Below are 22357 nucleotides of genomic sequence, written 5' to 3'. Positions count from 1 at the left end.
TTCGGGCGGCTCCAGCTTCTTTTCTGCCGGAGCCGCCCGAAACGGCGACCTCTCTAATCTTTAATCCTTGAAGCCGGAAGGCATTACCGCCGACGCTGCTGACGCCGACGCTGTTCGTCGTCAGTGCGAATCGGGACCGGTTGCAGAGGCGGTTCGATCAAGCCGAGGGCAACACCCAAATCGTGCAGCCAGTTCTGAATTTTCTCTTTCATCGTCATGCCCCCTTCAGGGTGGTGCTGAGCGGCCGGAATTCTGTAGCCGCTTCGCACTGATAATAGTCCGAAGTCCTACGCAATGCTCGGCGAAATCCGCAATGATCTGTTACTGAATGGATCAGAATCCCTGACCGATCGTTCAAGCCGTTTCCCGGGTATCTTCGCCAGCCACGGGATAGAGCGCCTGCTGCTGTTCAATCCATGCGTTGAGGTTGGCGCCGACCATGCCCCGGCGCCACATGAGCCATGTTGTCGCACTGGCAAAAGGTTCGGCCAGCGGGTGCACCGCGACACTTTCGCGGCCCTGCAGGCTGGCGAGCATCGACTCCGACATCAGCGCCACACCGCTGCCGGCAATCACGCAAGCCAGCATTCCCTGGTAGGACTCGATCTCCATCGCCCGGCCCATCGCCGCGTGATAGTGGGCGAACCACGACTCCAGCCGCGCGCGGTAGGCGCAGCCATGGCGAAAGGTGAACACCGCCCGCCCCTCGACATCCTTGGCACTGCGCACCGGCGGGTGATCGGCCTCGCTGATCAGCACCAGCCGCTCGTTGCACAACGGCACACCGTCGATCCCGGCCAGTTGCGGCGGACCGTCCACCAGCGCCGCATCCAGCCGCCCGGTGAGCAGCCCCTCCAGCAACTCGCCGCTGGGTCCGGACTGCACCTGAAGATTCACCGCCGGATACTGCTTGTGATAGCGCGCCAGCAACGCCGGCAAATGAATCGCAGCGGTGCTGTACAGAGTGCCGAGCACGAAATCCCCCGCCGGTTGCCCGCCCATCACCGCCGCACTGGCCTGATCTCGCAGGGCGAACAGCTTGCCGGTGTAGTCCAGCAGGACTTTTCCCGCAGGCGACAACTGCAATCGCTGACGTTCGCGGACGAACAGTTCGACACCCAATTGCTCTTCAAGCTGCTTGAGCCGGGTCGACAGGTTCGACGGCACGCGATGCAAACGTTCGGCGGCGCGAGTGATCGAGCCCTCCTCCGCCACGGCCTGGAAGATCCGCAATTGGCTGAACTCCACAACCTTTCTCCTGAACAGAACAAGTTACTCACTATTATTCAATTTTAAAGAAAGTCAATCAGTCCTAGCCTGACGGTCATTGAACCTCTAACGGAATCCAGACCATGTCGCCGCTGATTCGCTTATCCGCCAGCTTCATTGCCCTGATGATGGCCATGGGCATCGGGCGTTTCGCCCTCACACCGCAACTTCCCCACCTGATCAGCGAAGGGCAGATCGACCTGACCGCCGCCGGTCTGATTGCAGCCGCCAACTACCTCGGCTATCTGCTCGGCGCGATAGATGCGATGTTTTCCCGACGGCCCGACCAGGTGCAGCGGCGCCTGCATGGCGGCTTGTGGTTGTGTGTGCTGCTGACACTGGCGTCGTTCTGGGCCAACGGTTTCTGGTCGCATCTGCTGCTGCGCTTCGGCACGGGTGTGGCGAGTGCCTGGGTGCTGGTGATGATTACGGCGCTGAGTCAGCCGCTGGCTGCGGCGGCTGGTCGCCCGAGATTGGGAGCGCTGGTATTTGCCGGGCCGGGCCTTGGGATTTTTCTGACGGGGTTGCTGGCGCTGTTCTCACATCTGGCGCAGCAAACTTCCGCCACTTTGTGGCTGATCTATGCCGCCGTGGCACTGGTGATGTTGCTGGGGATCGTGCGGATCCTGCCGCAACCGGGTGTCGGTGCAAGCATCGCGCCTGCCGCCGCCAGTTCTTCGAATCGCGGTATCGGACGTTTGGCAGTGGTGTATGCCTTGTACGGCGTGGGCTACATCATTCCGGCCACGTTTCTGTCGCAGATGGCCAACGCGCAGTTTCACGGGCAATGGCAGGCGGATCTGTTCTGGCCATGCTTCGGCCTTGCTGCTGCGATTGGCGTATTGCTGGTGAGTCTGCGTCGACACGATCCGGACACCACTCGTCACTGGTTGATGGCGACGTTGTGGCTGCAAGCGGCTGGTGTCTTTGCCTGCCTGCTGGGCAGCGGCCTCGGCCTGGCTTTGGGTGTGATCCTGTGCGGCACGCCGTTCCTGGCCTGCATGCAACTGGTGATGCAGCGTTCCCGGGAACTGGCGCCCCACGCCACCCAGCGCAACGCCGGCCTGCTCACCGCGTGCTTCGCTGTCGGTCAGCTCAGCGGGCCGTTGCTGGCGGCGGTCAGCAGCCACTTCAGCGGTGGCCTGCAACCGGCGCTGGTGATCGCCGGCAGCGGCCTGCTGATTGCCGGCGGCCTGGCGTGGAAACCGCTTACGACTGGCCGAGCGCTTTGCGCAAACGCCGACGTACCCACTGTTCCGCGCTGACAAAGGTGATGCCAAGCAACACCAGCACGGCACCGATGATGAAGTTCAGGCTCAGCTCTTCGCCGAGCAGCACCACGCCGAACGTGACGCCGAACAGCGGGGTCATGAAGGAAAACACTGCCAGATTGGCCGCCAGATAACGGCGCAGCAGCCAGAACCAGGTCAGGTAACTGAAGAACGACACCACCAGGCCCTGGAACAGCACGCTGCCCACCGCCACGGCGGTCAGGCTGACATGGGTAATCTGGCCGCTGAGCAGCGCGATCAACAGCAGGCCGACGAAACCGACGATCAGTTGATAAAACAGCGTCAACGTCACCGGCGCTTCCGACAGGCGCGAGGCGCGCACCACCACGGTGGTCGCGCCCCAACTGGCCCCGGCCAGCACGCCGAGGGCATCGCCCAGCAGCATGCGGTGATCAAGGTTGTCCCATGACACGCCGCCGGCAAACGCTACCGCGATCCCGACAAATGCCATGAAGATCCCCAGCCATTGCACGGGTCGCAGACGTTCACTGGGCAACAGGAAATGCACGCCCAGCGCAGTGAAGATCGGCGCGGTGTAGAGGAACACCGACATGTGCGCTGCCGTGGTCAACTGCAAGCCTTCAGAGATGAACAAGAACTCCAGCCCGAACAAGGCGCCGGCCAGCAAGCCGCCGCGCCATGTGGTGCCGACCTGATCCCAGCCGCCCTTCCAGCAGATCAGCAGTCCTACAAGCAACGCGGAAATCCCCGACCGCCCCGCCGCCTGCATCACCGGCGCAATGTCGGTCGCCGCCCACTTGATCAGCACCTGCTGCACGCCCCAGATCAGGCACAGGCCGATCATCACTTGCAGGGCAAAACCGTCGGCAGTGCGCCGACTGACGCTCACCGCAACACCTCGAACACACACGACATGGCAGTTTTTCCAAAGGTCAAAACAAAGCCCCGGCTCTTCGTCCGGGGCGAAAAATGGTCTCGGGGATTATTAACCAGTTGGCCAGAAAAAGCCGTCTGGAAGAGACACTTCATTCTCCTGAAGCGTCAGCGCTGACGGGTTGATCTGCCAAACCGGTCGGCCACGACAAATCCGACCGTACAGGCCAGCGCCGTGGCAAACGTCCCCCATGCCCAATCCATCAATGTCACCTGCACCGACCAGCCGCGCAGCGTCGCCCAGTTGGTCAGGTCATAGGTGCCGTAAGCGACCAGCCCGAGCAGCGCGCCCATGCGGACAGCGCGTTGCCAGGTTAGCGCCGGCAACACCACGAACGCCACACAGCCGAAAACGTACAGGCAATAAAAAACCGCTGCTGGTACCAGCAACGGTTTTTCGAGCATCAGCGGACCGAGCAGTTCGCGATAGGTCGGCGCCATCAACACGCCGAGCCAGATACCGTCGAGCAGTAGAAACGTCAACAACGTGGCGACGTAGGCAATCAGCGCTTTTTTCATTTGCCCGACCTCAGGTTGGCCCATGCAACATGGGCCACGTCAGGCTCAGGTTAGTTCAATGCGATCCGCATGAATGACGATCTTGCCTTCCTTGTACAGGGAACCGATGGCCTTCTTGAAGTTGCCCTTGCTGACACCAAACAAACTGCTGATCAGCGCCGGGTCGCTCTTGTCGCTGACGGCCAGGGTGCCGTTGCTTTCGCGCAACTTGGCGAGGATCTTCGAACTCAGGCTGCTGGCCGCTTCCTGACCCACCGGTTGCAGGCTCAGGCTGATTTTGCCGTCGGCGCGCACTTCCTTGATGAAACCTTTCTCGCGCATGCCGGAACGCATGAACTTGAAGATTTCGTTCTTGTGAATCAAACCCCAGTGCTTGTTGTTGATGACGGCCTTGAAACCCATGTCGGTGGCTTCGGCCACCAGCAGATCGACTTCCTGGCCCACGCTGTAGTTGGCCGGGGTCTTGTCGAGGTAGCGATCAAGACGCGCGGTGGCGGTGATGCGGCGGGTGTGTTTGTCGAGGTAGACATGCACCACGCAGTATTCGCCGGCGGTCATCTGGCGTTTTTCTTCGGAGTAAGGCAGCAGCAGATCCTTCGGCAGGCCCCAATCGAGGAACACACCGATGCTGTTGACTTCAACAACTTTCAAACTGGCAAATTCACCGACCTGAACTTTTGGCTTTTCAGTGGTGGCAATTAGTTTGTCATCGCTGTCCAGATAAATGAAAACATTGAGCCAGTCTTCATCTTCGCTGGGAATATCTTTGGGGATATAACGGTTGGGCAAAAGAATTTCGCCGTCGGCACCGCCGTCCAGATATAAACCGAAGTTAGTGTGCTTAACCACTTGCAAACTGTTGTAGCGCCCGACTAAAGCCATTTCCAATACCCTCATTGCGTGGGCGGCATTCTACCCGGTTTTGCCGGGTTCGTTGGCCGGCAGATGCTCCCGCAAACTGAAAATTGCGCGAAGCCTTGATTTTCCTTGGTTTGCCGCCGAACAGGCGCCACTCGTCAGACCACCTCGGCGACTACCCGGCGCGCCGCCCCCGCGAAAAAGCCACCGTTCCCGATAAATGTTGTTATTTAAAACAGCAGGTTAGCGGGATATTTCTAATAATTAATCGAGAATAATCCACCCGCACGCTGGGTTATTCCGGGGGATATTTACCAAGCAATTGTCAAGTTATTCCTGTACGATGCCTGGCCGAGTTACTTTTCTACAGGTTAATGGCCGCCATGCGTGTAAAAGCATCCACCAGCAAAGCAAAGCCAGCTCCAGCCGTTGAAACCAGCGAATCGATCAACGATCAGATCGCGGCATTCCTCAAGTCCGGCGGCGAGATCCAGCAAATTGCCAAGGGCGTCAGCGGCCAGACGTTCGGCCCGTCCAAGCAGATCAGCCTGGGCAAGAAGTAACACCCCGCAACATCCCAGTCCCAAGGCGCTTTGAGCTTCGAAGCGTCTGGACCGGAACCCTCGCAAGACCTCTCTCGCGTTTAATCAAATCGACAAAACAACAGAAATCGACGAACGGCCCTCAATGCCGATCATTCGCCGGTATCCTTGCACGCGTCTGGATCAAGCGTTTCAGCAGGTACGTCGGCCTGCGCTCGCTGTTCATGGAGTGACGCATGCTCAAACCCTCTGTTTAATTCTTGCAGGACTGCTGGCGAGCCCGGTGGCGCACGCGCAGATTTTCCAGCGTGAACTCGGCGACTTCGACCTCAAGCTCGGCACCACGCCCAGCCGCAGCATGGCTCAGGGGCTGGTCAAGCCCTCGGCGGCCGGCTCGTTTCACGGCGGCCTCGATCTGACCCACGACAGCGGCCTCTATGTCGGCCAGTACGCACCGAGCATGGGGCTGACGCCGGGCAAGAATCTGGAGATCGACTCCTACGTCGGCTTCAAACAACCCTTCGATCAAACCCTCGGCTACGAAGTCGGGATGATCCATTACAGCTATCCCAAGGTCGACACCCTCGACAGCCAGGAACTCTTTGGCGGCCTGACCCTGCTCGGCAGCCGTTTCGGCATCGCACTGAGCAACGATCCGGATAAACAGAACAACACCCTGTTTGCCGATCTGGGCGGCAACCAGCCGTTCGGCATCGGGATCAGCATGAAATACACCACCCATCAGCTCAACACGCCGGTCTCGGTGGACGGTGGGTATGTCAGCAGTTTTACCGACTGGTCGGTGAAATTTTCCCGGCCGGTGATGGGCATCGACCTGGACCTGATCTACAGCAATTCCAGCCTCAGTGGCAGCGATTGCTCCGCCTACTCCGGGCACAACAGCCAGTGCGACGGGCTGGTCACGCTCAAGGCCGAACGCGCGTTCTATTGATTGGCTGAACTGCCGGGAGCATCCTGCGTTCACATAAGAATCAGACGCCAGGCTTTCGCAAGGACTCGCTCATGTCTCGCTGGTTCAAACACTGCGCCACCCTGTTGATCTTCACTCTCGTCCTCGGCGCGTGCAGCCGCGTCGGCCTGGCCTATCGCAATCTCGACGTGATCATTCCATGGACGCTCAGCGACTACCTGGACATGACCGGCGAGCAGAAAGGCTGGTTCAACGAACGCCTCAAGGAACACCTGAGCTGGCACTGCACCACGCAATTGCCGGGTTATCTGGACTGGCTGGATCGCCTGCAAACCATGGTCGAAACCAATCAGGTCGCCGACGCCGCACTTCAGGCCCGCACTCTGGAAGCCAAGCAGGCGATTGCCGAAACCGCCCGGGAAATCACCCCGTCGGCCATCGAGTTGCTGCAAGGGCTGGACGACAAACAGGTCGCCGACATGAACGATGCGTTTGCCAAGGATCTGCGCAAACGTCAGCAGGAGTATGTGAAGCCACCGCTGGCTCAGCAGATCGCCGAGCGTGGCGCCCGCATGGACAAGCGCCTCAACGACTGGCTCGGGCCTTTGAGTGTCACGCAAGAGCAACGGGTGATGGCGTGGTCAACCGCACTCGGCGACCAGAACACCCAATGGATCGCCAACCGTGCGCATTGGCAACAACAGTTCAGCGCCGCCGTTGCCCAGCGTAAAAGTCCGGAATTCCCACAGCGGATAGAGACACTTCTGGTCTATCGCGAGCGTTTATGGACAGCGGATTACCGCAAGGCCTACGCCGACACCGAGGCCCAGGCGCGGTCGCTGGCGGTGGATCTGATGGCAGAAAGCACACCGCAACAACGCCAGCGCCTGTTGAAGAAAATCGAAGGGGTGCGCAAGGACTTCAACGATTTGAAGTGTCTGAAAGCGGCGAAAGCAGGCTGAGGTTCATTGAACCTGCGGGAGCCGGAAAACCCGGCTCCAGAGGGATCGCAGCAGGCGTTCAGGCAATCTGCGCCTTTGACGCCACACGATCGAAGGTCGCCTCATCCAGCGCATCCTCCTGTTCATCCAGAACCTGACGCGGATGATCGTTACCGGGAATGCTGCTGTCGATCAGGCTCAACAGGCTCGAGCCGCGCGGGGTCAAGCTGAAGTTGTTGCCGGTGCTGCCTTCATCGTCGCCCCGAGGCTCGATAAAACCGCGCAGCAACAGCTTCTGCTCGTATTCACAGGCGATGGTTTTCAGATGATCCAGATTCTCGATCGGCTCGCCTGCCGCGGCTTTTTCCGCCGCATAGTCTTCGGCATAGGACCGCGGTGCAAAGCTGTGGCCTGCGCCGTTCTGCACTTCATGCAGCAGGCGTTCAATCAAATCCCAGTTATAAGTCGTCATCCTGATTCAACCTCCGGTGCGCGTGATTAATGGCGCTGTCTCAGGTTGTGACCCGAGCGGGCAATAGCCGTTCAGCTTGATTTGCGGCACCGACCGACCGGCGGTCTGTCGATTTCCGACGGCGTTAAGCGACTAGTCTGAAACAGACGGTTTCAACCCCGCAGGAGAAATCATCATGAACGTTGGGAATCATCCGGTGGTGTCGCGCGAAGAATGGCTCGCCGCCCGCAAACAGCATCTGGCCGACGAAAAGGCCTTCACCAGGGAACGCGACCGCCTCAGCGCCAAACGCCGCGCTCTGCCGTGGGTGAAAGTCGACAAGGACTATCGCTTCATGGGGCCGGACGGCGAAATGAAACTCGCCGACCTGTTCGGCAAGCACAGCCAGCTCATCGTCTATCACTTCATGTTCGCCAAGGGCTGGGAGGAAGGCTGCCAGGGCTGCTCCTTCCTCGGCGACCACTTCGACGGCGCCAATCTGCACCTGGCCCATCATGACATCGCGTTGGTGGCGGTATCCCACGCGCCATTCGCCGAATTCCAGGCGTTCAAGCGGCGGATGGGCTGGAAGTTCGACTGGGTGTCGTCGGACGGTTCCGATTTCAACTACGACTTTTGCGTGTGCGCCCGTGCTGAAGACGCTGAAGCCGGAAAGGCTACGTACAACTACGAAAAAGACTGACAGTGGCGAAGAGGAAATGCCGGGGCTGAGCGTGTTCTATCGCGCCAATAACGGCGAGATATTCCACACCTACTCAACCTACGCCCGGGGTCTGGACATGCTGGTGGGCGCCTATAACTTTCTCGACCTCACGCCCAAGGGGCGGAATGAGGACGAGATCATGGAGTGGGTACGGCATCACGACCGGTATGACGGAGAGCAAAAATCCAGTTGCTGCCACGGCGACTGAGCCGGCAAAGACACTGAACTTTTCACTGGTCACAGCCCTCAACCGGTTAACCCGCCTTAACCGGATCCGAGGCCTGCCCCCATGAAAACCCTGCTCCCCCTCACACTCGCCGCCACCCTCGCCTGCGCCCTGCCCGTGTGGGCCTGCACGCCCGAAGAAGCCACCGCCAAACGCGAACAACTGGCTCAGGAAGTGGCAAAACTCACCGAACAAAACCCGACCAAGGCCAAGGAAATCAACGCCGAGCTGCAGAAAATGGACCTGGGCACCGCCTCTGCCGATCTGCCGGACAAATGCCAGTTGATCGACCAGCGCTTGAAGGAGCTGGATTCGGCCGAGCATAAAACCGAGGGTTAACGGCCTCGGGCTTCAGCCTCCACCACAAAGGACATGCTCAAAGCAGTGTCCTTTCGTCCGTAGAATTGCATTTGTGCATTTATTTATTTGCACAAATGCATATTCAGACCTAGGGTTACCTCGAGCCTGATCGGAACCCGCCGCAGAAGTGGCACCCTTAACCGCCGACGGCTCGTAATAGACGCAGGACATTTGTTTTCATTCATGGAGGATTGAAAAATGTTAACCACTGAAACAACGCAATTCACCGGCAACACCCTGCCCGGGTGCCTGACCGGCCATCTGCTCGACGCGCATCTGGTCGAGGTCGAAGCCGCGCCACAGGTCGAGGCCCTGGCGGCCTCAAGCCTGAACTTCACGATGCAGCAACAGACCCAGACCAACTGGTGTTGGGCCGCGGTTTCCGCTTCGGTCGGCAACTATTACGGCACCGGGTCCTGGACCCAGTGCGGCGTTGCCAGCACCCAGTTGAACCGCAACTGCTGCAGCCAGCCAGGGCCGTGCAACGTCTACGGCTATCTGGATTCGGCCCTGCAAACCACCCGCAGCTACAACGGGATGAATCAGGGTTCGTTGCAGATGTCGGCCATCCAGAACCAGATCAACATGGGCCGGCCTGTCGGTCTGCGTTGTGCCTGGTTCGGCGGCGGTGCGCACTTCCTGACGATCTACGGCACCAACGGCAACTACGTGCTGGTCGCGGATTCGATCTACGGCTATTCGACCCGCGCACTGAGCTCGTTCCCCGGTTCCTACAACGGCGGCGGCAACTGGACCCACACTTACTTCACGGCGAAAAACTAGGAGGGCGACATCATGCAACTGACTTATCCAAAGGCGCCTTCCAATGGCGTGCAAACCTTGCGTCCAGTATTGCAAGCGGCGCTGCAGACTCAGGGATTTGGCATCAATCGCCAGTTCGCCAGTGCGGCGCCGGCGAAAATCAGCTTGAGCGAGGCTTATCGTGGCTACTCGCTGAGCCTGGAGGATCTGAGCCAGGGCAAAGGCCTGAAGGATGCCCGGGTCGGCGACTGGCATTACCTGGTGTTTGCCGACGGCGTGTCGATTGCCGATGCGCAATTGGCCGAAGTCCGCGGTCACGTCGAATTCGCCTCGTTGAACCACGGCAACCTGGCCACCGCCACGGTCAATGCGCTGAAGCTGGCGGAGCAATCGCCGCAGTTGCAGGGCAAAACCGTCGAGCTGCGAGTGCTGTTCGTTTCGGCGCTGCATGTCGTAGCGATCTGGCTGCACGCGGCCGGTGAAGATGTGCTGATCCCGATCGAGCCGACGCCCAAGGAGCTGGCCCTGACCGGGCTGTACAGCGAAGCAGCCCTGCTCGCGCAGCTCAAACCGAAGGCGGATCAGACCAAGCAACGCTTTGATGCCGACACTCGTGGGCAGATGGGCAGCTGATAAACGCTGGCAATAAAAAAACCCGGACAGTGTCCGGGTTTTTTATTGCCTGCCTGAAACGCCTTACTCGGCCGCAGGTGCAGCCGGCTTGCGGCGCTTGAGCGGGGCCATGCCGTCGCTGCTCACCAGAGAATCCGGCTTCGGACGGTTGGCGCTCTTGCGCTTGGTCGGGGTCTTGGCGGCGGCTTTTTTCTTGTCGCCCTTGGCGTCGGTCTTTTTCTTCTTCACGCCGACGGCTTTGCCCGAGGCCTTGACCTTTTTCGGTCCGCCGTAGGTGCCTTTGACTTCCTTGATGGTGCGGCGCTCGAAGCTCTGCTTCAGATAACGCTCGATGCTCGACATCAGGTTCCAGTCGCCGTGGCAGATCAGCGAGATCGCCAGACCGTCGTTGCCGGCACGGCCGGTACGACCGATGCGGTGTACATATTCGTCGCCGCTGCGTGGCATGTCGAAGTTGATTACCAGATCCAGGCCATCAACGTCCAGACCACGAGCCGCCACGTCAGTGGCCACCAGAATCTTCACGCCGCCCTGCTTCAGACGGTCGATCGCCAGTTTGCGATCCTTCTGGTCTTTCTCGCCGTGCAGCACGAACGCCTTGTATTCCTGGGCGACGAGGCGACCGTAAATGCGGTCGGCCATGGCCCGGGTGTTGGTGAAGACGATAGCCTTCTGATAGGTCTCGTTGGCCAGCAGCCAGTTGACGATCTGTTCTTTGTGCTGGTTGTGGTCGGCGGTGATGATCTGCTGACGGGTGGTGTCGTTCAGCTGGCTGACCGCATTGAGCTGCAGGTGCTCAGGGTTGTTCAGCACCTTGGCGATCATCTCGCGCAGGCCGGAACCGCCGGTGGTGGCGGAGAACAGCATGGTCTGCTGGCGGTTCGGGCATTCGTCGACCAGACGCTGCACGTCTTCGGCGAAACCCATGTCGAGCATGCGGTCGGCTTCGTCGAGCACCAGTACTTCGACTTCTTTCAAATCGAGGTTGCCGGCGTTCAGTTGCTCGATCATCCGGCCCGGGGTGCCGATCAGGATGTCCGGCACCTTGCGCAGCATGGCGGCCTGGACCTTGAAATCTTCACCGCCGGTGATCAGGCCGGACTTGATGAAAGTGAACTGCGAAAAGCGCTCGACTTCCTTCAGGGTCTGCTGGGCCAGCTCGCGGGTCGGCAGCAGGATCAGGGTCTTGATGCTGACGCGGATCTTGGCCGGGCCGATCAGGCGGTTGAGGATCGGCAGGACAAACGCGGCGGTCTTGCCGCTACCGGTTTGCGCCGTCACCCGCAGGTCACGCCCCTGAAGCGCCAGCGGAATGGCCGCGGCTTGCACAGGCGTTGGCTCGACAAATTTCAGCTCGGCCACGGCTTTGAGCAGGCGTTCGTGCAGGGCGAATTGGGAAAACACGGGTGCTACCTCGAAGATATGCAGAAAAACAGCTGCATAGGTTACCGGTTTCGAGCGCTCAGGCCGAGTTTCTTTATGAAATCAGCCGCAATCAGTGGCTTTTTTGTTGCTCGATTTGTCTCCAACGGTAATACACAGCGTCTTAAATGCTCTAATCGCCCGTCGCGTCCTACAGAAGAATCGTTGCCCTCATGGATTTCAAACAGCTCTGGCTCAACGCCCAAGACCTCTGGGGTGCCCTTGATCAGCACCCGCTCCTGCACGCCGGCCTGGCGCTGATCCTGTTGCTGGTGATCGCGCTGGTCCTCGGACGAGTGGCGCGTTACCTGATCCTGCATGCCAGCCGCATGCTCGGTCGCCAGCCCGCGCTGCACTGGATCAACGACTTTCGGCATAACAAGGTGTTTCAGCGTCTGGCACAGATGACGCCGTCGCTGGTGATCCAGTTCGGCCTGCACCTGGTGCCGGAGCTGAGCAAGACCGCCATGGTGTTTCTCGGCAATGTGGCGCTGGCCTTCACCATCCTGTTCCTGCTGTTGTCGGTCAGCGCCCTGCTCAATGCCCTGCTGGACATCTACGCCCGCACCGAACACGCCCGCACCCGCTCGATCAAGGGGTATGTGCAACTGGCGAAAATGGTTTTGTACGTGTTCGGCGCGATCATCATCGTCGCCACCCTGATCGACCGTTCGCCGCTGTTGCTGCTGTCGGGTCTGGGTGCGATGTCGGCGGTGATCCTGTTGGTCTACAAGGACACCCTGCTGTCGTTCGTCGCCAGCGTGCAACTGACCAGCAACGACATGCTGCGGGTCGGCGACTGGATCGAAATGCCGCAAGTCGGCGCCGATGGCGACGTGGTCGACATCACTCTGCACACGGTCAAGGTGCAGAATTTCGACAAGACCATCGTCTCGATCCCGACCTGGCGCCTGATGTCCGAATCCTTCCGAAACTGGCGCGGCATGCAGCAGTCCGGCGGGCGGCGAATCAAGCGCAGTCTGTTCATCGACGCCAGCGGTGTGCGTTTCATCCGCGACGATGAAGAAGAAAAACTCTCCCAGGTGCACCTGCTGACCGCCTACATGGGCCGCAAGAAAGCCGAGCTCAAGGCCTGGAACGAAGCCCAGGGCAACGTCGCGGCGATGTCGGCCAACCGTCGGCGCATGACCAACATCGGTACCTTCCGCGCCTACGCGCTGGCCTATCTGAAGAGCCACCCGGAGATCCAGCCGAACATGACCTGCATGGTCCGCCAGATGCAGACCACGGCCCAGGGCATTCCGCTGGAAATCTACTGCTTTACCACCACCACGGTGTGGGCCGATTACGAGCGGATCCAGGGGGATATTTTCGATTATCTGCTGGCGGTGTTGCCGGAGTTCGGGTTGAGCCTGTATCAGCAGCCGAGTGGTGGGGATTTGCGCTCCGGGATACTGCCGGCAGTCCTTGGCGCGAGCCACATTCCAGAAGCCGAGAAGCATCTGATGTAACGCTTTCTTCAGCGCAAAAAAAGACGCAACCCGGGTTGCGTCTTTTTTGTCCGGCCGACTTGTCAGGCCTTCCGCTGCGGTGCCTTGTGCACCATGGTGTAGGCGTAGTCGACGCCCATGCCGTACGCGCCGCTGTGTTCCAGCACCAGGTCCATCACTGCCTGATAGGTGTCTTTATGCGCCCAGTCACGCTGGTACTCGAGCAGTACTTGCTGCCAGGTCACCGGTACGGCGCCGGCCTGAATCATCCGCTGTACCGACATGTCGTGGGCTTCCTTGGTGGTGCCGCCGGAAGCGTCGGTGACGATGTACACCTCGTAGCCTTCAGCCAGGGCTTCCAGGGCCGGGAAAGTCAGGCAGACCTCGGTCCACAGTGCGGCGATGATCAGCTTTTTGCGGCCGGTGGCCTTCACCGCGTCAACCAGCGCCTTGTCTTCCCAGGAGTTCATCGAGGTGCGCTCGATCGGCTTCTGCTCCGGGTGCACCGCCAGCAGTTCCGGCCAGATGTAGCCGCTGAAGCTTTCGGTTTCGACCGAGGTGTAGATGGTCGGCACGTTGAAAATCTTGGCGGCCTTGGCAAGGCCGACGGTGTTGTTCTTCAGGGTCTGACGGTCGATCGACTGCACGCCGAAAGCCATTTGCGGCTGGTGGTCGATCAGGATCAGGGCGGAGTTGGTTGGGTTCAGCAGTTCACGTATAGACATGGCGCGTTCCTTTTGATGTCGATTCAGCGTTTCGATTGGGTAATGGGTGAGTCGAGTGGCTTGCCGTCTTCGGCGTTGTTGTCTCGGCTTGGATGTCACTTTAGGGGCTAGCCGATAAAGGGACAATTCCCTAAAATCGAGAATCATTGATTCTAAAAAAGGGACAATAATGGATCGCATCGAATGCATGCGCGCCTTCGTGGTGACGGTCGGCGAAAACGGCTTCGCAGCCGCCGCCCGGGCCATGGACGTGCCCCGGTCGAAAGTCAGCAAACAGATTCAAGCCCTGGAAGAAGCCATCGGCGTGCAACTGCTGCAACGCACCACCCGCAGCCTGCACCTGACCGAGGCTGGCGCGGAGTATTTCGAAGCGGCGCGGGAAGTGATTGCGGCACTGGACGAGGCCGAGCAGCGGGCACGGGACGGGGTGGGCGAATTGCGCGGGGTGTTGCGGGTCAACGCACCAATGTCGTTCGGCCTGCGGCGCTTGGGCAAGCTGATTCCACTGTTCCACGAACAGCACCCGAACATCGAATTGCAACTGGTGCTCAGCGACCAGCAGGTCGATCCGGTGCGCGGCGGGTTCGACGTGACCATCCGCATCGCCAGCCTGCCCGACTCGACCATGATCGCCCGGCAACTGGCGCCGGCGCCGCGCATCATGGTCGCCTCCCCCGCTTACCTCGAACGCGCGGGCACGCCGCAGTCGCCGCAGGATCTGCGCTCGCATCAATGCTTGAACTACGGCTATTTGCAGAGCGGCGTCAGCCTGCAACTGTGCAATGGCAAGGAAACCCAACGGGTCAACGTCACCGGGCCGCTGCACGCCAACAACGGTGACTTGCTGGCGCAGGCAGCCGAGGCCGGCATGGGCATTGCGCTGCTGCCGGACTTCATCGTCGAAGAGGCGCTTACCGCCGGGCGCCTGGTGCCGGTGCTTTGCGAATGGCAAGCCCCGGCGATCACCATCAATGCGGTGTATTCGTCAGCGCGGCGGGTGCCGCAGAAGACGCGCGCGTTTATCGAGTTTCTGGTGGGGCAACTGGCGCCGGCCTGCGAATCCCCAACCGGCTGATCCACACCGCCGCCAGAATCACGCCGCCACCGAGGAACAACCGCCCCAGTTCCTCATGCTGATTCCAGATCAGCAGGTTCAGCAGCAAGCCCACCGGCACGTGCAGGTTGTTCATCACCGCCAGGGTGCCGCCGTTGACCAGGCAGGCGCCCTTGTTCCACCAGTACAGACCGAGTGCGGTGGAGACCAGGCCAAGGAACACCAACACGCCCCATTGCAGAGGCGCTTCGGGCAGGAAGTTGGATTTGCCGAACAACAGGAACGCCGGCAACGCCACCGCGAGTGCGCCGAGGTAGAAGAAACCGAAGCGCCGGTAGTGCGGCAGATCGCTCGGGTGCTTCGCCACCAGATGCTTGTACAGCACCTGCCCGGCGGCGTAGGTGAAGTTGGCCAGTTGCAGCAGCAGAAAGCCCATGAAGAAGTCCGGGTTGATCCGGTCGTAGCGGATCACCGCCGCGCCTGCGACCGCCACCAGTGCGGCGATCAGCGCCCACGGGTTGAAGCGTCGGTTGAGCGCGTCTTCGATCAACGTCACATGCAACGGCGTGAGGATGGTGAACAGCAGCACTTCCGGCACCGTCAGCACGCGGAAGCTCAGGTACAGGCAGACGTAGGTCACGCCGAACTGCAACGCGCCGATCAGCAGCATGCCGCGCATGAACGCCGGTTCCACCGAGCGCCAGCGCGTCAGCGGGATGAACACCAGCCCGGCCAGCACCACGCGCACCAGCACCGCGAAGTAGCTGTCGACATGCCCGGCCAGGTATTCGCCGATCAGACTGAAGGAAAACGCCTGGATCAGCGTGACAATAAGTAGATAGCCCATGGTCGCCTCGATTTCGAATGGCGGCGACGATAGCGTTTTTTCCCGGCCATCGCTAAATCCCGGGCAAAAAAAGCCCGATCTCGCTAAAGCGTTCAATCGGGCTACAGCACTCAGGAGCAACAAGTGCAAAGGGAGGTTCGATGCGCGTAGAGCCTTGAAGGGGTTGCGCCAGATCACTAGAACAATCGGCGATTATCTGGCGATTAACATATCAAGCGACCTGGGACAGTTTGGCGTTGGCCTGGTTGAGGCCTTTCTCCTGGAAGTCGCCGCCCAGGTTCATGCCTTCGGCGTGGATGAAGGTCACGTCGTGGATGCCGATGAAACCCATCACCTGACGCAGGTACGGTTCCTGGTGATCCGCCGGGCCGCCGGCGTAGATGCCGCCGCGAGCAGTCAGCACGTAGGCACGCTTGCCGCTGAGCAGGCCTTGCGGGCCGGTTTCGGTGTACTTGAAGGTCACGCCGGCACGCAACACGTGGTCGAGCCAGGCTTTCAGGGTGCTTGGAATCGCGAAGTTGTACATCGGCGCGGCCATCACCAGCACGTCGGCGGCCAGCAGTTCATCGGTCAGCTCGTTGGAGCGATCCAGCGAGGATTGTTCGTTGGCGTTGCGCTGTTCGGCGGGCTTCATCCAGCCACCCAGCAGGTTGCTGTCCAGGTGTGGCACCGGGTTCACGGCGAGGTCGCGGACGGTGATCTGATCGGCCGGGTGTGCAGCTTTCCACTGACTGATGAACGTCTGGGTCAGTTGACGGGATACCGAGTCTTGCTGGCGGGCGCTGCTTTCGATGATCAGAACGCGGGACATGGTGTGTAGCCTCCATCCGAGAATGTTGTAAGTCGATGGAGTGAAGGTTAAACAGAGTCGTATCGATGAAAAAGCGCAAATAATTGCTGCAAACCATCGAAATATTCGTTTAGATGCAAGCTACACCTGCAGGAGCGGCCTGACTCGCTCCCACAGAGAGGCAAAACCGCTATTTCGGGTTGCAGGTCAGTTCGACGCGCAGCTTGATGATCTCGCGAGAGAACTTGGCGGTGGCGTTGGTGTGTTTGCCGGCCGGCACCTCGATATTGCGGGTGCGCGGCGCTTCCGGGCCATTGCTGAACACGACTTTGCAGACCGCGTCGACCTCGCCGTAGTTGGCGACCCGGATGGAGCCGATGTCTTTATCGGTATCGAAGGACTCGTAGTCGATCTTCAGGCCATTGAGATTCTTCTGCACATCGATCGGATACGCAAACGCGGTCAGCGGCAGCAACGCCAGTACCACACAACAGAATTTTTTCATTCGGCAGTCTCCATGAGGGACCGCCAGCTTAGGACAAGAGGAGCTATCGATGAAAGCGCCCCGCGTGACCCTCGATCAATGGCGAACGTTGCAGGCGGTGGTCGACCACGGCGGATTCGCCCAGGCCGCCGAAGCCCTGCACCGTTCGCAATCGTCGGTGAGCTACACCGTCGCCCGCATGCAGGACCAACTCGGTGTGCCGTTGCTGCGCATCGACGGCCGCAAGGCTGTGCTGACCGAAGCCGGCGGCGTGTTGTTGCGGCGTTCGCGACAACTGGTGAAACAGGCCAGCCAACTGGAAGACCTCGCTCATCACATGGAGCAAGGCTGGGAAGCCGAAGTCCGGCTGGTGGTCGATGCCGCCTACCCGAGCGCCCGCCTCGTTCGCGCATTGACCGCATTCATGCCACAAAGCCGTGGCTGCCGCGTGCGTCTGCGTGAAGAAGTGCTGTCGGGTGTCGAGGAGGTGTTGCTCGAAGGCGTGGCCGATCTGGCGATCACCGGCCTGAGCATTCCCGGTTACCTCGGTGCGGAGTTGAGCGATGTGGAATTTGTCGCCGTCGCCCACCCCGAACACGCACTGCATCGGCTGAACCGTGAACTGAATTTCCAGGACCTGGAAACCCAGATGCAAGTGGTGATCCGCGACTCCGGCCGCCAGCAACCCCGGGATGTCGGCTGGCTCGGCGCCGAACAGCGCTGGACCGTCGGCAGCCTCGCCACCGCCGCCAACTTTGTTTCCAGCGGCCTGGGATTCGCCTGGCTGCCACGGCACATGATCGAACGGGAATTGAAGGAAGGCCTGCTCAAGCTGCTACCGTTGGATCAGGGCGGCAGCCGCAATCCGAGTTTCTATCTGTATTCGAACAAGGACAAACCGCTGGGCCCGGCTTCGCAGATCCTCGTCGAACTGTTGCGCACCTTCGACACCTTGCCGCTGGACGCACCGTTCGCCGCCCCCGAACAAGCCTGACACGGAGTTCACCGATGGCGTATTTCGAGCATGAAGGCTGCAACCTGCACTACGAGGAATATGGCCACGGCGATCCGTTGCTGCTGGTTCACGGGCTCGGCTCCAGCACGCTGGACTGGGAAATGCAGATCCCGGCACTGGCCGCGCAATACCGGGTGATCGTCCCGGACGTGCGCGGTCATGGCCGCTCAGACAAGCCCCGAGAGCGCTACAGCATCGCCGGTTTCAGCGCCGACATCGTCGCCCTGATCGAACACCTGAAGCTCGGCCCGGTGCACTACGCCGGGTTGTCCATGGGCGGCATGATCGGCTTTCAGTTCGCTGTCGATCAGCCGCAGATGCTCAAGAGCCTGACCATCGTCAACAGCGCGCCCGAGGTCAAGGTGCGCAGCCGCGACGACTACTGGCAGTGGTTCAAGCGCTGGAGCCTGATGCGTTTGCTGAGTCTGGCCACCATCGGCAAGGCCTTGGGCGCCAAACTTTTCCCCAAACCGGAGCAGGCTGATTTGCGCCAGAAGATGGCCGAGCGCTGGGCAAAAAACGACAAACGTGCTTATCTCGCCAGCTTCGATGCGATTGTTGGCTGGGGGGTTCAGGAACGACTTTCGAGGATCTCCTGTCCAACGCTCGTCGTCAGCGCCGACCGGGACTACACCCCCGTCTCGCTGAAAGAAACCTATGTCAGACTGCTGCCCGATGCGCGGCTGGTGGTGATCGCCGATTCGCGCCACGCCACCCCGCTCGATCAACCCGAACGCTTCAATCAAACGCTGCTGGCGTTTCTCGCCACAGCCGATATTCACCCTCAGGATCACTGAACCATGCTGAAAAAACTCGCCCTCGCCGCCGGCACCGTGCTGTTCGCCGCCAACCTGATGGCTGCCACGCCGGCCAAGGCGCCACACGTCGAACTGGTGACCACCAACGGCACCATCGAAATCGAGCTGGACCCGGTCAAGGCGCCGATCAGTACCAAGAACTTCCTCGATTACGTCGACAGCGGTTTCTACACCAACACCATTTTCCACCGTGTGATCCCGGGCTTCATGGCCCAGGGCGGCGGCTTCACCCAGCAGATGCAACAGAAAGAAACCAAGGCACCGATCAAGAACGAAGCCAGCAACGGTCTGCACAACGTTCGCGGCACCCTGTCGATGGCCCGCACTTCCGATCCAAACTCGGCCACCAGCCAGTTCTTCATCAACGTCGCCGACAACGCGTTCCTCGATCCGGGCCGCGACGCCGGTTACGCGGTGTTCGCCAAAGTGGTCAAGGGCATGGACGTGGTCGACATCATCGTCAACTCCCAGACCACCACCAAACAGGGCATGCAAAACGTGCCTGTCGACCCTGTGATCATCAAGTCGGCCAAGCGCATCGACTAAGCTTTACAGGGCATATCGAGCGGCGCCGGTCACCCATCGCGCCGCTCACACTGATAAAAGGAGAGCCCGTACTCCGGGCGGTTATCTGATGCTCTATAGCCGTTTCGAACAACTGATCGACATATTCCGTGACGCGCCTACGGCATCCCCGCCGGACCGTGTACTGCCCTTCTATACCTATTACCTGAAGCAGGTCTGGCCGAGTTTCGCCGCCCTGCTGATCGTCGGTCTGTTCGGTGCCCTGATCGAAGTGGCGCTGTTCAGCTACCTGAGCCGCATCATCGACCTTGCCCAAGGCACGCCGAACGCCGACTTCTTCAAGGTGCATGGCGCCGAACTGGCGTGGATGGCCGTGGTGGCCCTGCTCCTGCGGCCATTGTTCCTGGCCCTGCACGACATGCTGGTGCACCAGACCCTGAGCCCGAGCATGACCAGCCTCATCCGCTGGCAGAACCACAGTTACGTGCTCAAGCAGAGCCTGAATTTCTTCCAGAACGACTTCGCCGGGCGCATCGCCCAGCGCATCATGCAGACCGGCAACTCGCTGCGTGACTCTGCGGTGCAGGCAATGGATGCGTTGTGGCACGTGCTGATCTATGCGATCAGCTCGCTGGTGCTGTTCGCCGAAGCCGACTGGCGCCTGATGATCCCGCTGCTGATGTGGATCGCCGCCTACATCGGCGCGCTCTATTACTTCGTGCCACGGGTCAAGGACCGCTCCGTCGCCGCTTCCGACGCGCGCTCGAAACTGATGGGCCGCATCGTCGACGGCTACACCAACATCGCCACCCTGAAGTTGTTCGCCCACACCAACTTCGAACAGCACTACGCCCGCGAGGCGATTCAGGAGCAGACCGAAAAAGCCCAGCTGGCCGGCCGCGTGGTCACCAGCATGGACGTGGCCATCACCACCATGAACGGCCTGCTGATCGTCGGCACGACGGGGCTGGCCCTGTGGCTGTGGACGCAATCGGTGATCAGCGTCGGCGCCATCGCCCTGGCCACCGGCCTGGTGATTCGTATCGTCAACATGTCGGGCTGGATCATGTGGGTGGTTACCGGGATCTTCGAGAACATCGGCATGGTCCAGGACGGCCTGCAGACCATCTCGCAACCGGTCAGCGTCACCGACCAGGAACAGGCCAAACCGCTGGCCGTGGCCCGTGGCGAAGTACGTTTCGAGCACGTGGATTTTCACTACGGCAAGAAGAAAGGCATCATCGGCGACCTCAACCTGACCATCAAACCCGGCGAGAAAATCGGCCTGATCGGTCCGTCCGGCGCCGGCAAATCGACTCTGGTCAACCTGCTGCTGCGTCTGTACGACGTCGAGGGCGGGCGGATCCTGATCGACGGCCAGAACATCGCCGAGGTCGGCCAGGAAAGCCTGCGTGCGCGGATCGGCATGATCACCCAGGACACGTCGCTGCTGCACCGTTCTATCCGCGACAACTTGCTGTACGGCAAGCCTGACGCCACCGACGCCGAACTCTGGGAAGCGGTGCGCAAGGCCCGGGCTGACGAGTTCATTCCGCTGCTGTCGGATGCCGAAGGACGCACCGGATTTGACGCGCATGTGGGCGAGCGCGGGGTGAAGCTGTCCGGTGGCCAGCGCCAGCGGATCGCGATTGCGCGGGTCCTGCTCAAGGACGCGCCGATCCTGATCATGGACGAAGCGACCTCGGCGCTGGACTCGGAAGTCGAAGCCGCGATCCAGGAAAGCCTGGAAACCCTGATGCAGGGCAAGACCGTGATCGCCATTGCTCACCGTCTCTCGACCATTGCCCGCATGGACCGGCTGGTGGTGCTGGAGAACGGCAAGATCGCCGAGACCGGCAACCATGCCGAACTGCTGGCCCACGGCGGATTGTACGCACGGCTATGGGCGCACCAGACCGGAGGCTTTGTCGGCATCGACTGATCCGGCACGAAACGCAAAAACCGCCACAGCCCTTCCACCACGGGCCCTGGCGGTTTTTTCATGCCTGCTGGAAATCCCCGCATTCCCTGCTGTACTCAGCGAAGGCTCTGGAGATGAACCTGTCGTAATTGCAAGGAAGCACAACTCGATGCAGTCTCGATAGCGCGTCTATCAAGGACTCTCTCATGTCTCTGTTAAAACGTTCAGCCACGGAGTTGTTGGGTACGTTCTGGTTGGTGCTGGGTGGTTGCGGCAGTGCGGTGATCGCCGCGTCCTCACCGGTGGGGATCGGCGTGCTGGGGGTAGCCCTGGCGTTTGGCCTGACGGTGCTGACCATGGCGTTTGCCATCGGCCACATCAGCGGCTGTCATCTCAACCCGGCCGTGTCGGTCGGTCTGGTCGTCGGTGGTCGGTTCCCGGCCAAAGAACTGCCCGCCTACATCATCGCCCAGGTGATCGGCGGGATCCTGGCAGCGGCGCTGCTGTATCACATCGCCAGCGGCAAGGAGGGTTTCGACATCGCCGCCGGCCTTGCTTCAAACGGTTATGGCGAGCACTCGCCGGGCAAATACTCGATGGCCTCCGGGTTCGTCACGGAGCTGGTGATGACCGCGATGTTCGTGGTGATCATCCTCGGCGCCACCGACAAGCGCGCCCCGGCGGGACTGGCACCGATTGCCATCGGCCTGGCCCTGACGCTGATCCACCTGATCTCGATTCCGGTGACCAACACCTCGGTCAACCCGGCCCGCAGCACGGGCCCGGCGCTGATGGTCGGCGGCTGGGCAATCGCGCAGTTGTGGATGTTCTGGGTCGCGCCGCTGCTGGGCGCGGTGGTCGGCGGCGTGGTCTATCGCTGGCTGGGCAAGGAAGAAACCTGAG

At 60.6% G+C, this 22357-nt stretch carries 25 protein-coding genes and 1 pseudogene; 15 read left to right on the top strand and 11 right to left on the bottom strand.

Going from position 1 to position 22357, the window contains the following annotated elements; genetic code table 11:
* Positions 1–83 precede the first annotated feature (83 nt).
* Both R1A29_RS06815 and ptrR read right to left on the bottom strand, forming a co-directional pair.
* Positions 84–212 carry a PA1414 family protein gene (locus tag R1A29_RS06815; protein ID WP_007914492.1) on the bottom strand — a complete coding sequence of 43 codons (129 nt, stop codon included), beginning with the start codon at positions 210–212 and terminating at the stop codon, positions 84–86.
* Between the two features lie 142 nt (positions 213–354).
* Positions 355–1248, bottom strand: a complete 894-nt coding sequence (ptrR, locus tag R1A29_RS06810; protein WP_438301002.1) for a putrescine utilization regulator PtrR — start codon at positions 1246–1248, stop codon at positions 355–357.
* A gap of 104 nt (positions 1249–1352) precedes the next feature.
* On the opposite strand from ptrR, the gene R1A29_RS06805 reads away from it, so the two are divergent.
* Positions 1353–2534 (top strand): MFS transporter, encoded by a 1182-nt coding sequence (locus tag R1A29_RS06805; protein WP_438301001.1) that lies wholly within the window; start codon positions 1353–1355, stop codon positions 2532–2534.
* Here the strand turns inward: R1A29_RS06805 and R1A29_RS06800 are convergent.
* From R1A29_RS06800 to R1A29_RS06790, 3 genes are all read right to left on the bottom strand, one after another.
* Complete coding sequence (locus R1A29_RS06800; protein ID WP_438301000.1) at positions 2479–3411, bottom strand: DMT family transporter; 933 nt, start codon at positions 3409–3411, stop codon at positions 2479–2481. The two genes, R1A29_RS06805 and R1A29_RS06800, sit on opposite strands and share 56 nt — an antisense overlap.
* 152 nt (positions 3412–3563) lie before the next feature.
* The gene (locus R1A29_RS06795) at positions 3564–3974 is read right to left on the bottom strand and encodes a DUF2177 family protein (RefSeq protein WP_438300999.1); all 411 of its coding nucleotides are present in this window, start codon (positions 3972–3974) and stop codon (positions 3564–3566) included.
* Between the two features lie 45 nt (positions 3975–4019).
* Positions 4020–4856, bottom strand: coding sequence for a CvfB family protein (locus R1A29_RS06790; protein WP_085710349.1), 837 nt, complete (start codon positions 4854–4856; stop codon positions 4020–4022).
* 350 nt (positions 4857–5206) lie between these two features.
* Between R1A29_RS06790 and R1A29_RS06785 the strand changes: the two genes are divergently transcribed.
* The 3 genes from R1A29_RS06785 to R1A29_RS06775 all read left to right on the top strand — a co-directional run bounded on the left by R1A29_RS06785 (position 5207) and on the right by R1A29_RS06775 (position 7267).
* Entirely contained in the window at positions 5207–5395 is a 189-nt protein-coding gene (locus R1A29_RS06785; protein WP_016985943.1) for a hypothetical protein, read from the top strand.
* A 208-nt stretch (positions 5396–5603) separates the two neighbouring features.
* Complete coding sequence (locus R1A29_RS06780; RefSeq protein ID WP_438300997.1) at positions 5604–6326, top strand: TorF family putative porin; 723 nt, start codon at positions 5604–5606, stop codon at positions 6324–6326.
* Positions 6327–6397: 71 nt separating this feature from the next.
* A complete protein-coding gene (locus R1A29_RS06775) occupies positions 6398–7267 on the top strand; it encodes a DUF6279 family lipoprotein (protein ID WP_438300996.1) in 870 nt (289 codons plus the stop codon).
* A 58-nt stretch (positions 7268–7325) separates the two neighbouring features.
* Here the strand turns inward: R1A29_RS06775 and R1A29_RS06770 are convergent, their stop codons facing one another.
* The gene (locus tag R1A29_RS06770; RefSeq protein ID WP_085710345.1) at positions 7326–7718 is read right to left on the bottom strand and encodes a transcriptional regulator; all 393 of its coding nucleotides are present in this window, start codon (positions 7716–7718) and stop codon (positions 7326–7328) included.
* 175 nt (positions 7719–7893) lie between these two features.
* On the opposite strand from R1A29_RS06770, the pseudogene R1A29_RS06765 reads away from it, so the two are divergent.
* From R1A29_RS06765 to R1A29_RS06750, 4 genes and pseudogenes are all read left to right on the top strand, one after another.
* Positions 7894–8629 (top strand): annotated as a pseudogene (locus tag R1A29_RS06765) (DUF899 domain-containing protein).
* Positions 8630–8710: 81 nt separating this feature from the next.
* Positions 8711–8986, top strand: a complete 276-nt coding sequence (locus tag R1A29_RS06760; RefSeq protein ID WP_248738005.1) for a hypothetical protein — start codon at positions 8711–8713, stop codon at positions 8984–8986.
* Between the two features lie 219 nt (positions 8987–9205).
* On the top strand, positions 9206–9790 hold the full coding sequence (locus R1A29_RS06755; protein ID WP_438300995.1) for a papain-like cysteine protease family protein: 585 nt from the start codon (positions 9206–9208) through the stop codon (positions 9788–9790).
* Positions 9791–9802: 12 nt separating this feature from the next.
* A complete protein-coding gene (locus tag R1A29_RS06750) occupies positions 9803–10402 on the top strand; it encodes a hypothetical protein (protein WP_438300994.1) in 600 nt (199 codons plus the stop codon).
* A gap of 63 nt (positions 10403–10465) precedes the next feature.
* Here the strand turns inward: R1A29_RS06750 and R1A29_RS06745 are convergent, their stop codons facing one another.
* The gene (locus R1A29_RS06745; RefSeq protein ID WP_085710336.1) at positions 10466–11806 is read right to left on the bottom strand and encodes a DEAD/DEAH box helicase; all 1341 of its coding nucleotides are present in this window, start codon (positions 11804–11806) and stop codon (positions 10466–10468) included.
* 191 nt (positions 11807–11997) lie between these two features.
* Here R1A29_RS06745 and R1A29_RS06740 point away from each other — a divergent pair, with 191 nt between their 5' ends.
* Positions 11998–13296: a mechanosensitive ion channel family protein gene (locus R1A29_RS06740; protein WP_085710335.1), complete on the top strand. Its 1299-nt coding sequence runs from the start codon at positions 11998–12000 to the stop codon at positions 13294–13296.
* Between the two features lie 62 nt (positions 13297–13358).
* Here the strand turns inward: R1A29_RS06740 and R1A29_RS06735 are convergent, their stop codons facing one another.
* Positions 13359–14000, bottom strand: a complete 642-nt coding sequence (locus R1A29_RS06735) for a hydrolase (protein ID WP_265811996.1) — start codon at positions 13998–14000, stop codon at positions 13359–13361.
* A gap of 169 nt (positions 14001–14169) precedes the next feature.
* On the opposite strand from R1A29_RS06735, the gene R1A29_RS06730 reads away from it, so the two are divergent.
* On the top strand, positions 14170–15075 hold the full coding sequence (locus tag R1A29_RS06730; RefSeq protein WP_438300993.1) for a LysR substrate-binding domain-containing protein: 906 nt from the start codon (positions 14170–14172) through the stop codon (positions 15073–15075).
* Here the strand turns inward: R1A29_RS06730 and R1A29_RS06725 are convergent.
* The 3 genes from R1A29_RS06725 to R1A29_RS06715 form a co-directional block, all read right to left on the bottom strand.
* A complete protein-coding gene (locus R1A29_RS06725; RefSeq protein ID WP_438300992.1) occupies positions 15020–15901 on the bottom strand; it encodes a carboxylate/amino acid/amine transporter in 882 nt (293 codons plus the stop codon). The genes R1A29_RS06730 and R1A29_RS06725 overlap by 56 nt on opposite strands.
* Positions 15902–16112: 211 nt before the next feature.
* Complete coding sequence (locus R1A29_RS06720; RefSeq protein WP_134825822.1) at positions 16113–16712, bottom strand: FMN-dependent NADH-azoreductase; 600 nt, start codon at positions 16710–16712, stop codon at positions 16113–16115.
* A gap of 169 nt (positions 16713–16881) precedes the next feature.
* Complete coding sequence (locus R1A29_RS06715; RefSeq protein ID WP_114881834.1) at positions 16882–17196, bottom strand: 3-phosphoglycerate kinase; 315 nt, start codon at positions 17194–17196, stop codon at positions 16882–16884.
* Positions 17197–17245: 49 nt separating this feature from the next.
* Here R1A29_RS06715 and R1A29_RS06710 point away from each other — a divergent pair, with 49 nt between their 5' ends.
* From R1A29_RS06710 to aqpZ, 5 genes are all read left to right on the top strand, one after another.
* Entirely contained in the window at positions 17246–18169 is a 924-nt protein-coding gene (locus tag R1A29_RS06710; protein ID WP_007956543.1) for a LysR family transcriptional regulator, read from the top strand.
* A 14-nt stretch (positions 18170–18183) separates the two neighbouring features.
* Positions 18184–18987 (top strand): alpha/beta fold hydrolase, encoded by an 804-nt coding sequence (locus R1A29_RS06705; RefSeq protein ID WP_085710330.1) that lies wholly within the window; start codon positions 18184–18186, stop codon positions 18985–18987.
* Between the two features lie 3 nt (positions 18988–18990).
* A complete protein-coding gene (locus R1A29_RS06700; RefSeq protein ID WP_085700647.1) occupies positions 18991–19554 on the top strand; it encodes a peptidylprolyl isomerase in 564 nt (187 codons plus the stop codon).
* An 88-nt stretch (positions 19555–19642) separates the two neighbouring features.
* A complete protein-coding gene (locus tag R1A29_RS06695) occupies positions 19643–21475 on the top strand; it encodes an ABC transporter ATP-binding protein (protein ID WP_438300991.1) in 1833 nt (610 codons plus the stop codon).
* Positions 21476–21660: 185 nt separating this feature from the next.
* Complete coding sequence (gene aqpZ, locus R1A29_RS06690) at positions 21661–22356, top strand: aquaporin Z (protein WP_119428708.1); 696 nt, start codon at positions 21661–21663, stop codon at positions 22354–22356.
* The last annotated feature ends 1 nt before the right edge of the window (position 22357 follow it).

Origin of the sequence: Pseudomonas sp. NMS19W, from assembly GCF_051554255.1 — a bacterium.
Taxonomy (GTDB): Bacteria; Pseudomonadota; Gammaproteobacteria; order Pseudomonadales; family Pseudomonadaceae; genus Aquipseudomonas; species Aquipseudomonas kribbensis.
The sequence above is the reverse complement of the archived record's forward strand: the minus strand, read 5'-3'. Positions and strand labels throughout refer to the sequence as shown.